Annotated in this window: 13 protein-coding genes; 4 read left to right on the top strand and 9 right to left on the bottom strand. The window is 55.5% G+C overall.

The annotated features are described in order from the left end of the window. Positions 1–13: 13 nt before the first annotated feature. From FHS72_RS05190 to FHS72_RS05175, 4 genes are all read left to right on the top strand, one after another. Positions 14–1,240: an MFS transporter gene (locus FHS72_RS05190; RefSeq protein WP_183526637.1), complete on the top strand. Its 1,227-nt coding sequence runs from the start codon at positions 14–16 to the stop codon at positions 1,238–1,240. Continuing rightward, positions 1,237–2,769, top strand: coding sequence for a cryptochrome/photolyase family protein (locus FHS72_RS05185; RefSeq protein WP_183526634.1), 1,533 nt, complete (start codon positions 1,237–1,239; stop codon positions 2,767–2,769). The genes FHS72_RS05190 and FHS72_RS05185 overlap by 4 nt, the downstream gene beginning before the upstream one ends. Then, positions 2,708–2,905 carry a DUF2256 domain-containing protein gene (locus FHS72_RS18645; RefSeq protein ID WP_425511108.1) on the top strand — a complete coding sequence of 66 codons (198 nt, stop codon included), beginning with the start codon at positions 2,708–2,710 and terminating at the stop codon, positions 2,903–2,905. The genes FHS72_RS05185 and FHS72_RS18645 overlap by 62 nt, the downstream gene beginning before the upstream one ends. Before the next feature lie 82 nt (positions 2,906–2,987). After that, positions 2,988–5,201, top strand: coding sequence for a VWA domain-containing protein (locus FHS72_RS05175; RefSeq protein WP_183526630.1), 2,214 nt, complete (start codon positions 2,988–2,990; stop codon positions 5,199–5,201). A gap of 189 nt (positions 5,202–5,390) precedes the next feature. Here FHS72_RS05175 and FHS72_RS18560 read toward each other — a convergent pair whose 3' ends face one another. The 9 genes from FHS72_RS18560 to FHS72_RS05135 all read right to left on the bottom strand — a co-directional run bounded on the left by FHS72_RS18560 (position 5,391) and on the right by FHS72_RS05135 (position 14,222). After that, the gene (locus FHS72_RS18560) at positions 5,391–5,519 is read right to left on the bottom strand and encodes a hypothetical protein (protein ID WP_281378259.1); all 129 of its coding nucleotides are present in this window, start codon (positions 5,517–5,519) and stop codon (positions 5,391–5,393) included. Positions 5,520–5,624: 105 nt separating this feature from the next. After that, positions 5,625–6,446: a phosphocholine cytidylyltransferase family protein gene (locus FHS72_RS05170; protein WP_183526628.1), complete on the bottom strand. Its 822-nt coding sequence runs from the start codon at positions 6,444–6,446 to the stop codon at positions 5,625–5,627. A gap of 35 nt (positions 6,447–6,481) precedes the next feature. Next, positions 6,482–7,249 carry a CDP-alcohol phosphatidyltransferase family protein gene (locus FHS72_RS05165; RefSeq protein ID WP_183526626.1) on the bottom strand — a complete coding sequence of 256 codons (768 nt, stop codon included), beginning with the start codon at positions 7,247–7,249 and terminating at the stop codon, positions 6,482–6,484. Continuing rightward, the gene (locus tag FHS72_RS05160; RefSeq protein WP_183526624.1) at positions 7,246–8,460 is read right to left on the bottom strand and encodes a pyridoxal-phosphate-dependent aminotransferase family protein; all 1,215 of its coding nucleotides are present in this window, start codon (positions 8,458–8,460) and stop codon (positions 7,246–7,248) included. The genes FHS72_RS05165 and FHS72_RS05160 overlap by 4 nt, the downstream gene beginning before the upstream one ends. 411 nt (positions 8,461–8,871) lie before the next feature. Continuing rightward, positions 8,872–9,726: an energy transducer TonB gene (locus FHS72_RS05155; protein ID WP_183526622.1), complete on the bottom strand. Its 855-nt coding sequence runs from the start codon at positions 9,724–9,726 to the stop codon at positions 8,872–8,874. Then, positions 9,723–10,175: a TonB system transport protein ExbD gene (exbD, locus tag FHS72_RS05150; protein ID WP_183526620.1), complete on the bottom strand. Its 453-nt coding sequence runs from the start codon at positions 10,173–10,175 to the stop codon at positions 9,723–9,725. The genes FHS72_RS05155 and exbD overlap by 4 nt, the downstream gene beginning before the upstream one ends. After that, positions 10,175–10,999, bottom strand: a complete 825-nt coding sequence (exbB, locus tag FHS72_RS05145) for a tonB-system energizer ExbB (protein ID WP_183526619.1) — start codon at positions 10,997–10,999, stop codon at positions 10,175–10,177. Before exbB ends, exbD begins: the two co-directional genes overlap by 1 nt. 1 nt (position 11,000) lies before the next feature. Further along, a complete protein-coding gene (locus FHS72_RS05140) occupies positions 11,001–11,684 on the bottom strand; it encodes a Fe2+-dependent dioxygenase (RefSeq protein ID WP_183526617.1) in 684 nt (227 codons plus the stop codon). Positions 11,685–11,759: 75 nt separating this feature from the next. Then, positions 11,760–14,222, bottom strand: a complete 2,463-nt coding sequence (locus FHS72_RS05135; RefSeq protein WP_183526614.1) for a TonB-dependent receptor — start codon at positions 14,220–14,222, stop codon at positions 11,760–11,762. Between the last annotated feature and the right edge of the window lie 4 nt (positions 14,223–14,226).

Here is a 14,226-nt window from a genome sequence, read left to right as displayed (position 1 = left end):
GTTTGGAGATATCATGAATAACCGATTAACAGTTCCTGCCGTCGCCGCATTTCTGTCCTCGGCTGGCATCCCGCTTTATATCCATCTGCCACGGTACGCCGCAGAGCTTGGCATCGGGTTGGGGACAATTGGGGTTATTCTGTTCGGGCTTCGCGCCTTGGACTTTATACAAGATCCGCTGCTCGGGCGGTTGATTGATAAGTTTCGGACAAAGCGCGCGCTATTCGCGGCACTTGCCTTTGCGGGCATGGGCCTTGGGTTTTTCATCGCCTTTGTGATGCAGCCAGACGTATTTGGCCTGACTGTTGGGCTGGTTCTAGTCTTCACGGCCTTTAGCCTTGGGACCATCCTTTTCTACGGCCAAGGCGCTGAACTGATTGGCAATAACGGACGCGCCGAACACCTGCGGTTCGCTGGTTTGCGCGAGACGGGCGCGCTTGCGGGGATCGTGGTGGCCGTCATCGCTCCCGGCGTGCTTGGTATCTATTTTGGCGCGTTGCAGGCCTACGCGATCTTTGGGGCGCTTCTGGTCGCGGCGTCGCTGATTGTCTGGCGCGTCAGTAAATCGTTTTGGGTGCCGATTGCAGCGCAGGAAACCGCAAGCCAGCCGTTCCGCGCATTGTTTCAGCCGACGATCCTTCAGCTGCTTGTGATTGCATTACTCAACGCGCTACCCGTTGCTGTCACCTCGACGCTGTTTTTGTTCTTTGTCGAGGACAGGTTAGGCCTACCGGACTTATCAGGGCTGTTCCTGTTATTGTTTTTCTTGGCCGCCGGATTGTCCGCACCAATTTGGTCAAAGCTCGCAGCAAACCTTGGCGCTCGTCAGGTTCTGCTCTGTGCGATGAGCTTTGCGATTTTATCATTCATCGGTGCCTTCTTTCTGCCAGCAGGTGCGGCGTGGCAGTTCGGCGTAATATGTCTGGTGTCGGGGGCCGCCTTGGGCGCGGACATGGTGATCCTGCCTGCATTATTTGCCACAGCACTGGTCAAGAAAGGGGTCGCAACAGGCATCGGTTTTGGCGTTTGGGCTTTTGCCGCTAAGATCTCATTGGCGGTGGCAGCGGCAATCGTTTTGCCCGCGCTTCAACTCGCTCAGTTCACGCCCGGTGTGCAGAATACTGCAGAGGCCGTGCTGTCGCTGAACGTGCTCTACGCGCTATTTCCCTGTGCACTCAAGCTGTTGGCGCTCGTGTTCGTGGCGCGATTACCAGACGATATAGAAGGGACACCGCAATGAAACTGCGACTGATCTTAGGCGACCAGCTGTCTTTATCGATGTCCAGCCTCGCTGACGCCGACAAAGACGACATGATTTTGATGTGCGAGGTGCGCGAGGAAGCGACCTACGTCAAACATCACAAGAAGAAGATCGTGTTCTTGTTTTCAGCGATGCGCCATTTCGCGCAGACCCTCAAAACCGATGGGTTCAACGTGCAATACGTGCATTATGACGACCCCGAAAATACAGGGTCATTGCGCGGCGAAGTCGCACGTCTCATGAACGAACATAGCATTGACGAAGTCATTGTCACGTCGCCGGGCGAACACCGTTTGCTGATGGATATGCAGCAATGGGCCGACGAGATCGGGACCCCTGTGTCCATCCGCCCTGACGACCGGTTCCTGTGTACGACAGAAGAATTTGCGACATGGGCGACAGACCGAAAACAGCTTCGCATGGAGTATTTCTATCGCGAGATGCGCCAGAAATACGGCGTGCTGATGACAGACGACGGGCCAATCGGCGGACAGTGGAATTATGACGCCGACAACCGGAAATCGCCGCCCAAAAATCTGTCTGTGCCTGCGCCGTTTCACGCAGAGATTGACGCGATCACAGAAGACGTCATCACGCTAGTGACGGACCATTTTGCGGATCATTTCGGTAACATCGACCCGTTTCATTTTGCGGTGACACGCGACGGGGCCTTGCAAGCCTTGGACATGTTTGTCGACGAACGGCTCGCCATGTTTGGCGATTACCAAGACGCGATGATCCAAGACGAGCCTTGGATGTATCACAGTCACATCGGGCTCTATTTGAACTGCGGGCTTTTGACGCCGCTGGAATGCATCGCCCGCGCCGAAGCCGCCTATCATGAAGGGGACGCACCGCTGAACGCGGTGGAAGGTTTCATTCGCCAAATCTTAGGCTGGCGCGAATATGTGCGCGGGATTTATTGGCTGAAAATGCCTGATTACAAGACGATGAATGCGCTCGATGCCAATCGCTCTTTGCCCGAATTCTACTGGACCGCAGACACGCAAATGAACTGCATGCGGCAGTGCATCACCGAGACCAAACAGAACGCATACGCCCATCATATTCAACGTCTGATGGTCTTGGGCAATTTCGCTTTGATCGCGGGATTGGACCCCGAACAGGTCAATGACTGGTACTTGCTCGTTTACGCCGACGCCTATGAATGGGTCGAATTGCCCAATGTAAGCGGCATGATCCTGTTCGCAGACGGCGGGGTGATGGCGTCAAAACCATACGCAGCCAGCGGCGCTTATATCAACAAAATGTCGAATTATTGCGGGTCATGTCGGTATAAACACACGGTTAAAAACGGACCCAACGCATGCCCTTTCAACTATCTGTATTGGGATTTTATCGACCGGAACGCAGACAAACTGCGCGGCAATCCAAGGATGGGTTTTATGTACAAAACCTTAGATCGCATGTCAGACGACAAGCGGGATGCGATCCGAATGGATACCGACAGGTTTTTCAAGCAGATCGCAGCCGATGAAAAAGTGTAACTTGCCGCAAAAGATATGCCCGATCTGTATGCGTAGCTTTAGCTGGCGCAAGAAGTGGGAAAAGAACTGGGAGGATGTGCGCTATTGCTCGGTCCGGTGCCGCAATGCGCGCAATTCGACTTCAGCGCGATCCTGACACGCAATCCACGACGTCCTTGACCCTGCGTCAAATAGAGCGCACCCTTCGACCATAAATCTTCTTTTCGAGAGGACTTACTGTGCGTTTTTTATCCGCCTTGCTCATTTGCCTTAGCTTTATTCCCAACCTCGCTACCGCCCAAGATCGCACCAACACCATCCTCGTTCTGGATGGGTCCGGTTCAATGTGGGGCCAGATTGACGGGGTGAATAAAATCGTGATTGCCCGCGATGTTGTTGGCCAGATCCTTGCTGACTTTCCGCCGGACGAGAACCTAGGGCTGACCGTTTATGGTCACCGCGAGCGCGGGAATTGCGCCGATATCGAAACCATCGTGGCACCGGTTCCGAACTCTGCCAGCGAAATTCTCGCCGCTGTGAACGCCATCAGCCCGCGCGGCAAAACACCGATGACGGACGCGATTATCGCGGCGGCACAGGCGCTTCGCTATACCGAAGTCGCAGCCACGGTCATCCTCGTCTCAGACGGCATTGAGACCTGTAATCCCGATCCATGTGCTGCAGCCCGCGCGTTGAACGAGGCTGGCATCGACTTCACGGCGCATGTGGTTGGCTTTGACGTGACCGAACCTGACGCTTTGGCCCAAATGCAGTGCATCGCGGACGAGACGGGCGGGCAGTTCCTAACCGCGTCAGATGCTGAAGAATTATCGGCAGCGCTCTCGACAGTCGCCGCCGTTGTCCAACCAGACCCCGAGCCGATTTTGACACGTATCGATTTCCGCGCGACCCGTGGCGAGGGTGGCGACGATGTAACGGCGCAGGTCACATGGGATATTTCGGGGGGTAACAGTGTGAATATCGCAGCACCCGCAGCTGCGTCCTATGCGACTGAACTTGCGGCGGGCAACTACACAGTTCGCGCCTATGATGCCGTAAACGACATCGCGGCGATCGCTGATTTCACCGTCACCGAGACCGCGCAGACCGTGACTGTTGTGCTTGCGGTCCCGCAACCAAAGGCCACGATCACCGCCCAAGACACCGCCATTGCTGGCGAGACTATCGCGGTTGATTGGACGGGGCCAAATGCGGATCGTGATTTCATTTCTGTGGGTGCCGTCGTGCAAAACGGAACGCCCTATATCAACTACACTTACACCGTGAACACGACCGAGGATGGACTGCAAATGCCGCCCGTCGCTGGCACCTATCTTTTGCGCTATATCTCGGATGACAATCAGACCGAACTGGCAGCGCGTGAAATCACAGTCACGCCGTTGAAAGTCGCATTGATCGCACCGGAAGCCGCCACCGCAGGCGAAACGATCACAATCGGCTGGGATGGCCCCGATTACCTGCGTGATTATATCTCGGTTGGCCCCGCAGATGGGACTTACATCAACTATACCTACACCAAAGACGGCAATCCGTTGACGCTCGTGATGCCGTCAGAGCCAGGTGATTACGAGGTCCGCTATGTCTTGGATCAAGCGCAAACCGTCGTCGCACGATCCCAAATTACGGTGGGCGACGTGGGCGCATCATTGACCGCACCGGATACAGCGATGGCAGGAGAAACGGTTTCGGTCGGGTGGACGGGTCCAGCCTACGACCGCGATTACATCTCTGTGGCACAGCCTGACGTCGCGGGCGGGCAGTACGAAAACTATACTTACGTTAACGAAGGCACACCGCTTGACCTTGTGATGCCATCCGAGGCGGGCACCTACGAGATCCGCTACATCGTGGCGCAAGGCAATGTTGTGCTGTCGCGCCAAACCCTAACCGTCAACGAAGTTGCGGCCAACCTGACAGCGCCCGCCACCGCGCCTATGGGGGCGTCGGTCACGGTCGCATGGACCGGTCCAAACTATGACCTTGACTATATTTCCGTCGCCAGCGTTGGCGACGGCGGTGGCCAATACGTGAATTACACCTACACAAAAGACGGCGCGCCGTTGCAACTAATCATGCCTGCCACAGCTGGTGAATTCGAAATCCGTTACATTCAGGCGCAAGATAGCGTGATCCTTTACAGCCAGCCCGTGACAGTCTCGCAGGTCAAAGCACAGCTTGTCGCGGAACAGGTGGTTCCTGTGACGCAAGGCGAAATCATCGTGGGGTGGGAAGGGCCGGATTATTCGCGCGACTATATCGGCATCGCGAACGCGGGCGCGGATGGGTATCTGTCTTATGCCTACACAAGTAGCGGTAACCCCGTATCGATCAGCTTGCCCGACGCTGCTGGTGACTACGAAATCCGGTATTTCATGGGGCAAGGCGGTGTCGTTCTGGGCGAGATCCCGTTGACGGTGACTGCGAACAAATAGACCGAAAAATCACGGGGCAGGGTGTTAACCCCCTGCGAAGTTTTGCCATCGGATCAATCAATTCGAGACCTAAGCCATAGCGCATTGGCACTCTCACATTTGAGTACCAATGCCTTCGATATAGCTACGCTGATTGACCACCTCGGCTAACTGCTGATTAACAGCACAAATCCGGTCAATCGCACGCGCTTATTTTACCTTTTTACCCGCGATAGAGATCGGGGGTTTTCCAGCATTAGAATTCGCCGTCGCAGAGACTTTCGGCTTTTCTTGCTTCGGTTTCTTGGACTCTTTGTTGCTGTTCTTACCTTTGGCCATTGTCTGTCCTTCCAAAATGCAGCGATCCGTTGCCGTTTCGGCAAAGAGAGGCTGCGGTATGCATCGCGCGTCCGTCAAAGACGCGGAATGAATGGGTGTATGTGCCTACTTGCGGCGCTGTGCGTTCGCGTCTGCCTCGTCCATCGCCCGTTGTTGTCCGCGCGATACGGTCATGACGGGTGATCCAAACTTCGCATTGGCGGCCGCAAAATCTTCGACGGTGTCGATCTCGGTCCATTTCAAGCCTGTGATGTCCAGCGCGTGAAACGGTAACCCTTTATCAACCAACCGCGCATAGGCGGCCTCGTAATAGTCCTGTGCGTGGGCAGGGCTTTCCATCATTTCCTTCAGCTCGGCAAACAGCAGTGGCCCCGTGACCGCGCTGATTTTCTCGATACCAATGGATTCACCGAGTGCGGTTTCAGGGTCGACCGATTTGCCAATCTCGCTGACGCGCAGTTGCTCGTCTGCGATTACCTTCACCTCTTCATCAGCCAGTGCGATATTGCGGTCAATGCACAGCACGTTCGGCAAAGCGCTATCAACCAAGCCGCGTAAAATCTTGGTGTCAAACACGACATCAGCGTCAAATTTGATGAACTCGGCATTGCCCACAACAGATGAGGCAAGCATCAGCGAATAGCCTGTGTTGGTATCGCGATATCGGTCATTGATTACATAGGTGACGCGGATGCCGCGAAACGTCTTGTCGACGAACTGTTTGATCTCTTCGGCACGGTGGCCCAGCACCAGCACAAATTGGGACATGCCACAGCTAAGGCAATTGCGGATCATCCGCTCTAGAATGACAGAGCCACCGACGGACAAAAGGCACTTGGCGCTTTTGTCCGTTAACGGGCTGAGGCGCGATCCGATGCCAGCGGCCAGAATAACGGCCATAGGTGGGCGATTGTTGTCGTATTTCATAGGTCTCGTCCTGACTTGATCAGCGTTTCGAAAAGTTACTTTTGGATCGCAAGCTTTTGGTTTGCATCGATATTCATACCGCGCTGCCACGCTTTCAGGGTGCCCCAATACAGCTGACTTGCTGCGAAAATCCACAGCATGGGGGTCAATTGGTCAAAGATCAGCGCCACTGACAACATAAAGATGAACACACCCTCGTCACAGTCCAGCACCTTGGCCTGTTCTTTGATGAACCATTTCACATTGGCTGTGAGGCCAAAGCCTAATCCGGCCACAGGGTCCCGCTTTTTGCGCAATGCCATCTTTGCGGGATATTCAGGATCAAGGGCTGTTTCGATCTCTAACGCAATGTACTTCACATATCCGCGCAGCCCATAAAACGAGATACCGACCAGGGCGAGGAACACAGGCACGACGCTTAGTGTTTGCGCATAGGCCGCATATCCCGCCGCACCAAACCATAGCGTCACCTGAACCTGATCCGTAAGGCGGTCAAAGTAGCTGCCCACAGGCGAAGATACCTTGCGATAACGCGCCATCTGGCCGTCCATACAATCAAGGATGTGACTGAGATGGATCAGTATAGCCGCCGCAATAAACCACCCAATACCGCCGATCAAAATGCACAGGGTCGCAACCACAGCGACCGCAAATGACGCGGCGGTGATCCGGTTCGGTGTGATTGCGGGAATATCAACGGCCCACACGTTCGCTACAATCCCAAGCGGTGCTGTCACAAACGATGACCACCATTCGTCATCTTTGGTTTTTGTAGCCCAAAGCTGTGTGATTTTGCCTGTCATGACCGTACCTTTGCGCGTGTTGGCATTGCGCGTGCCACGATTGATGGAATGACAGCCTTGGTGCGGATTGGGGCCACAACATCGGCCGCCTCTGCCTGCAATTTGAGTAAGACGTCGCGCAGCGTGCTGAGGAAGAACTGGATGTCACGATCAGACAACTCGCCGATATTGCCGACTTGAAACACCTTGCCTGCAAAGCAGCCTTTGCCTTCGTAAATGATGATCGATTTCTCGCGCAATCTGTCGCGCAGATCGCGGACCGAAATCGACGGCGGCACCTTTACTGTGGTCAGGATCGTGCACATGGTTGCTTCGTCCAAAACGAATTCGAGGTTCAGTTTTCGCATCCCTAAGCGCAACTGGTCAGCGCGCGCGCGTATCCGTGCAAAACGGTTTGCGACGCCCTCGGTCAGAATATTGGTAAGCGCCTGTTCCAAGGCGAAAAACAACGGCACAGCGGGTGTATTCGGTGTTTGGCCATGTTGTTTCAGAAAACCATAAAACGTCGCAAGGTTCAGATACGTCGTTTTGGCGACATGAAACTTCAGCTTTTTGAACTGCTTTTTGCGCCCAATGACAAACGACAACCCCGGATAAGACCCGATTGCCTTGGAGCTGGAGCTCGAACAAAACGCGATGTTACAACCCGCCATATCAATGACTTCGGCACCAACAGAACTCACACCATCGACCACAAAGATCGCGCCATGCGCCCTTGCCAACCCACCGATCACCGCAAGCGGGTTCAGCATTCCAGAGCACGTCTCATGATGCACCATCGCGATCACATCGATCTTATGGGCGGCGAGATACGTTGCGATCTGATCAGTATCAAAAGGCATCCCCCAAGGCTGCTGTAGCAGATGGGTACGCTTGTTGTGAATAACCGACGTCTTGTGCAGACGCTCGCCAAATTCGCCATTCGACAGGATCAAAATCGAGCCGTTCCCGACAACCGACGACAAAATCGCTTCGTTCGCAGCGGTCCCCGAACCGGTGATGACAACAGCGCGGTAACGATTGCGCTTTTTGATCTCGAACAGCGTCAGCAACTTTTGTTCGATGCTCGTCAACAGATTGTCAAAGTCAGGCTCGCGGTGGCAGATATCTTCTTTGCCGATTGCGTGCCGTAACGAAGCAGCCACGTTCACAGGACCTGGCGTGAAAAGCAGGTATTTGTCCAAAATAGGGTCAATCTTTTTCGACCTCATGCCCTTGGACGCAAAGCCGCCACGCCCATGATATCTCCACGTGCGAGACACGCGCGTGAACATCGAGAGGGCACAAATCGATTTCGAAAAAACGGCCTGAAAATACGCCGTCACATATGTCGTTCGACAATTCAAACTAGCAAAAATGAAGAGAGCGGCGTGAACTGAGAACAAGCACCCAGTCGGCGGCTAAAGAAGACAATTAAATGGTGTGGTAGGTAGGCAAGATACGCTAAATTGAGCAATTTTTAGCGTTTTAGGCGCAATTCTGTTTGATTGCGAAGATGCATAATTACAGAGCAGAACTGCAAATAGCAAGCGATATATGTGGGTGCAGTAAGGCTGACGTAGCTATGACCGAACAGGGTCAACTGCTGCGGTCCTAGGTCGCCGCCGTTCAAAAACTTCAACCTATCTTTTAATCGCAAAGTTAAACGGGATCAGCATTGCAAATATGTCGCCGCCCAGATGGTTGGGTGGCGTGGGCATTTTGCCGATTTCATCAAGGACTTGCAGCGCTGCATTGTCTAGGATTTCGTGACCCGAAGACGTCTCGATCCGCCGCGATATGATTGCGCCGTAGCGGTCCATTTCAAAGGCCACGCGCACTTCGCCTTCGATACCGTCGCGCCGCGCCTCGGAGGGGTAGGTTTTGGCGTGGGCGATGCGCAGCACGATGCTTTTCTGCCATTCGGTGACTTCGGCCATTTGCTCTGCTGAAATGCCTTCGTCTTCGGCTTGGACCTGATCGGCGGTGGCATCCGAGGCGACGCCGGACTGCGCAGCGATTGTTTCGACCACGTCGTCCGCACCTGCCGAGCTGGGCTTGTCTATCATTTCCTCGTCGTATTCTTGCGCCAGATCGGTGGCGGCAGCGTCGGTTTCAGTCTCTGTCTCGGGGGCTGCGACGGCGAATTTCAGGCTGTCGTCCTCAACCGCGTAAGGGATCTGCTGCAAGATCGGTGCGTCGGTTGCTTTCGCCGGATCGACATACTCGGGCGATTCCGTGACCGTGGGGGCCGCGACGGATTCCGTGACCGCGATGCTGTCTTCAGAGGTTTCAGAGGGGGCAGCGATCACGTCGGACAGGTCAAACATGATCGCACCTTGGATGCCCAGATCGTCTTGCGGTTGCGGCACCATCTCTGGCGTTTCATACCGCTTAACGATCATAGCAGGCCCCCACACATGAAGCGCTAGACTGCCGCCAATCGCCAGTGCGACCAGTGGCGCAAACCCTTGGCGAGATGTGTAAACGAGGCTCATGGGGCGGTTGTGTCTTCTTCAGGTGGTGCTGCGGATTCGTCCAATCCGACAAGCCCGATTTTCACATAACCTTCGCGCTGCAACGTGTTCATAACATTCACAACTTCGCCGTAAGGTGCCGATTTATCCGCCCGCAGGTAAATACGTTCGTCGCGGTTCAATCCCGTCAGAATGCCGATTTCAAAGTTCAACGTCTCTAGCGTCACAGTGTTTTCGCCAGCAACGATGGACAGGTCTTCTTTGATGGTCACGAACACCGGTTCAGACGGGCGCACGGGTGCTTCTGCTGTGGCGACGGGCAATTCAACTGGAATATCCACGGTCGATAAGGGGGCTGCGACCATGAAGATGATCAACAGCACCAGCATCACGTCGATGAATGGCGTGACATTGATCTCGGATGTTTCCGTGAGATCGTCGTCGTCACCGATACCTAATCGTGCGCCCATTATTCTGCCGCCTGTAGCGCTGGAGTTGCGACCACTGGGGCTGGGGTGTCCACCGCAATGGCGGCCTCTGGTTCAGCCTGCGGTGTCATTGCCGCAAGGTCCAGATCACGCGACAGGTGCCGACTGACCAGCGCGGAGGCGTCAGCGAGCATTGCTTTATACGCCCCGTTGAACCGTGCCAGCAGGTTAAAGAAAATCACAGCAGGGATCGCCGCAACAAGTCCCATCGCCGTGGCCAACAATGCTTCTGCGATACCGGGGGCCACGACGGCAAGGTTTGTCGTGTTGGTTTCGGCAATCGACACAAAGCTGTTCATGATGCCCCACACGGTGCCGAACAATCCGATGAACGGCGCGGATGATCCGGTGATCGCCAGCAGTGCGGTGCCGCGTTGCATCCCGCGTCCTGCGCCTGCTTCAATCCGCGACAAGGCGCTGTCGGTGCGCTCTTTTATGCCCGCGCGATCGGCCCCTTGCGACGCTGTGATCTCGCTCATGGCCACGCGAACCATTGCCCCTACGACACCGCCGCCTTTGCGAAACGGGCCATTGCGGTCCAGATGGCCCGCGCGGTCCAGCACGCGGTAGTTACGCCGTAGCCGGATACGCGCCGCGATCAGCAGGATCAGCCGCGCCGCAAAAATCGCCCATACCAGAACCGACGCTACAATCAGGATCAACATCACGGTTTTGACGATGACGTCAGCGGCCATGAACATGCCAACAGGGGACATGTGGTCTTCGCCAGCGGTGGCGAGCCAGTGGGTCACTTGCGTCTGATAATCAGCAAAGACGAGGCTAAAGGATGCGGTTAGGATGGTCATGTTAAACCTCGGACCAAGTGCGGATCAGATTGTGGTAAATCCCGGTCAGACGCACGACTTCGGGGTCATTGGTGCCAAAGCGGGCGGCAAGTGTTTGAATGGTTTGGTCCAACTCGTACATCGTTGTGCGCTGCTCGTTGGCTTTGATCATGCTTTGCAGCCAAAAGAACGACGACACCCGCGCGCCGCGTGTCACAGGGGTAACGCGGTGCAGCGATGTGGACGGATAGAGGACCATGTGGCCTGCGGGGAGCTTGACGCTTTGCGTGCCGTAATGATCTTCGATTTCCAGCACGCCACCGTCGTATTCCTCGGGTTCCGAGAAAAACAGGGTCATCGACAGATCAGTGCGGATATGTTCGCCGTTGTAAAGGTTCAACCGGATCGCGTTATCCACGTGCAGGCCAAAGGTCTCGCCTTGCTCATAACGGTTAAACAAAGGCGGCAGAATTTTCAGGGGCAGGGCCGCCGACAGGAACAGCGGCGTATGGCCCAGCCGTTCGAGGATCAGTTTACCAAGGTTCTGCGCGGTTGCGTCCTTGGCATCTAATTGCTGGTTATGTTTGACTTCGGCGCTTTGCACACCTGCCGTTTTGTTGCTGTTGTCCCAAGCGGCAGTGTCGAGTTGGTCGCGGATTGTGCGGACTTCTTCGGGGGTAAAGACGTCGGGAATAGTGATCAGCATGATGTGCCTCTTTGGATTGAATTGGCGCGGGCAAACCAAAAGCCTGCCCGCGCGCGCATGTTTGGCTTGGGAACTTTAGAAATTCACGTCGATGGCAGCCCAGATTTCACGACCGGGGGCGACATATGTGAACGGCTCGCCGGAACGGTAGGCGGTGTCGTAATATGTCTCGTCCGATGCGTTCTTCACACCAAAGCGGATCGCAGCGTTGTCGCTGACATCATAAGACGCCACCAGATCAACAGTCATATAGGACGGCAGTTTGTTCCCGTTTGGCGCAGTTGTGCCAAGGTCAACGTCACCAGCCCAGTTGATCTGTGCGCCCAACATCAGACGATCATCGTAATCGTATGTTGCGAGCAGGTTGAACTGTTCGTTCACGACTGTCGCGATCTGTTCGCCGACCAAGGTATCGTCGAGGCTGTCCAAGATTTCGGACTGCATAAACACAGCACCACCGTAGAGGCCCCATTTATCCGCAACACGACCTGCGACACCCAACTCAATGCCCGACATCCGGTATTCCAGCGTCGAGTCCGTGACGCCGTCAAAGGTTTCCATGCCATTGTGTTTGGTTGTCTGGAACAGGGCGGCTGTGAACAACAGGTGTTCGTTCAACTCGTACTTTGTCCCGATTTCAAGCGATGTGTTGCGTTCAGGATCAAGCAGTTCGCCGTTGGCATCCAGACCGCCGTAAGATCCGCCGCCCGCTTCGATTTCTTGGCCCATCGGGTTGGTAGACGTGCCCGCAGCACCGTAAACGGTCCAGTTATCCTGTAGCTTATAGGTCAGCCCAAGGTTCCCGTTGAGCATTGTGTCAGACCGTTCGCGATCAAAATCTACGCCGCGACTAGTGCCAGAAGCCGTTGTCTCGTAATGATCGACCCGCAGGCCCGCATCAAAGATCAGACGTGGCGAAAGGGTGACGCGGTCCGTGACGTAAGCAGAGGTGGTTGTTACATCGACTTCGGTGCTGAAATCACCGCGCACGGGTGACGATCCGTTCCAGCACCGGGATGGGTCGGGGTTGAGCGCAGGCAGGGTACAGCCGCTTTCACCGATGGGAAAGTCCTCGGATTGCAGGTCTTCATAGCTGGCGCGCTTCAGGCTCTCAGATTGCAACATGACACCCGCCACGTAGCTGTGCTGATAGCCAAGGAACGCCGCTTTGCCCGCGATCTCGGTGGTGTTGGAATAGACGTCAGTTTCTTGATAGCGCGACTTCACGCTTGTCCCGACGGTCCAATCCGCCACATCCGTTGAGCCGTTATCATTCACACGGCTCGGCGCTGTGATGATGTAGTCGTTCACGGATGACACACCGCGCAGCGTATTGGTCAGCGTGGTCGTCGCGTTCAAATCCCACGTCACTTTCGCGCTCATGGTGTTTTGCTCGAACTCTTGGAAGTCGCGTCCGTCGATGCCGTAGAACGTGTCGCGCGACACACCGGATTCGGTAATCGGGCCTTCGGAAATACCAAGCCCGTCTGGGTCGGTGATGTAGCCCACGCCCCAATCCGGCATCTGGTCGAATTTGGTGTAGCTGTAATCTGCATCAACTGTGATGTTGTCGTTCACCTTGTAACGGGCAGCCAGCGCGAGACCTTGGCGGTCGTCGTACACATCGTCGCGGCCAGCGACTTCGCCGTCTTGCAACATGCCGTTGATACGGAATTGCAGCTGATCGCTTTGCGCCCAGTTGTAATCCAGCGTCGTGCGCAGCGTGCCAGCATCGGTAAATTCAAAAGTTGTCTGTTGGAAGTCAACGTCTTGTGGACGTTTTGTGACGATGTTCAACGCACCACCAGTTGTCCCGCGACCTGCGATCGACCCGGATGGACCTTTGACGATCTCGACTTGCTCGGAGTTGAATGTCTCGCGCACCGCCAGACCTGAATCGCGCACGCCGTCTACATAGACGTCGTTGTTGGCACGGAAGCCGCGAATATAAAGGTTATCCCCGAACGAACTACCACCTTCACCAAAGCCCAGCGACACACCCGGTGTGGACCGCGCCAACTGGCGGATCGACGTGGTGTTTGTGGTGTCTAGGTATTCCTCGGTCGCAACTGTCACTGTGCGCGGTGTTTCCAACAATGGACCTTGGACGCGGCTGTTCGAGATGGTTGAGGCACGCAATGGCGCATCTGGATCGGCGTAAGGGTTTGCACCGGCTTGGGCGCGGCGTGCGGCCTCTGCGCGTTGCGCTGTTGCTGCAGCTTCGGCTTGGGCGCGGGCCTCGGCGGCGGCAGCTTCTGCACGGGCGGCTGCCGCTGCGGCAGCGGCAGCTTGGGCGCGACGTTGGGCATCCGTCACTGTCGGGGTCGTTGATGCGCGTGGCGCGCTGACCTGCGGGGCAGGGGCTTGGGTCGTCTCGACATCAACCGTAGGTAGAACGACAAGACCAGAATCAGCGCTGGTCTGCGCATAGGCCGCACTGGCAAAACACACAGCAGCCGCAGACAGACTGACAAGTGGTTTCCCCAAAGCTTTTGGCTTTGCATTTAAGGTATTGGACGGCGTCTTGGGCGCAGACATGGCA

This window comes from Yoonia ponticola (assembly GCF_014199395.1).
Taxonomy (GTDB): Bacteria; Pseudomonadota; Alphaproteobacteria; order Rhodobacterales; family Rhodobacteraceae; genus Yoonia; species Yoonia ponticola.
This window is presented reverse-complemented; position numbering and strand designations above follow the sequence as displayed.